This window comes from Cobetia sp. SIMBA_158, assembly GCF_046566945.1.
Classification (GTDB): Bacteria; Pseudomonadota; Gammaproteobacteria; order Pseudomonadales; family Halomonadaceae; genus Cobetia; species Cobetia amphilecti.
This window is the reverse complement of record NZ_JAWJYL010000762.1, coordinates 1-252: the sequence shown is the minus strand read 5'-3', so window position 1 is coordinate 252 and position 252 is coordinate 1. Positions and strand designations below refer to the sequence as shown.

The 252-nt window shown below is 64.7% G+C and carries 1 protein-coding gene; it reads left to right on the top strand.

Features of this window, described 5'->3' with window-relative positions; genetic code table 11:
• Positions 1-208 (top strand): zinc finger domain-containing protein (locus R2R70_RS21870; RefSeq protein WP_410979177.1); only part of this gene is annotated, 208 nt, incomplete at its 5' end.
• Positions 209-252: the final 44 nt, after the last annotated feature.

The window sequence follows — 252 nt, the reverse complement described above, 5'->3', positions numbered from 1 at the left end:
GGTGCGCGCGACGCTCGCCGACGCGATCGAACGCGGCGGCAGCACGCTGCGCGATTTCGTCGGCAGCAACGGCGAAAGCGGCTATTTCCAGCTCGACTGCTTCGCGTACGACCGCGCCGGGCTACCTTGCCGCGTATGCGGCACGCCGATTCGCCAGATCGTGCAGGGGCAGCGCTCGACCTATTTCTGTCCGACCTGCCAGCGTTGAGCTGCGCGTCGTAACCTCTTTCCGAAACTTCGAACACTTGAAGC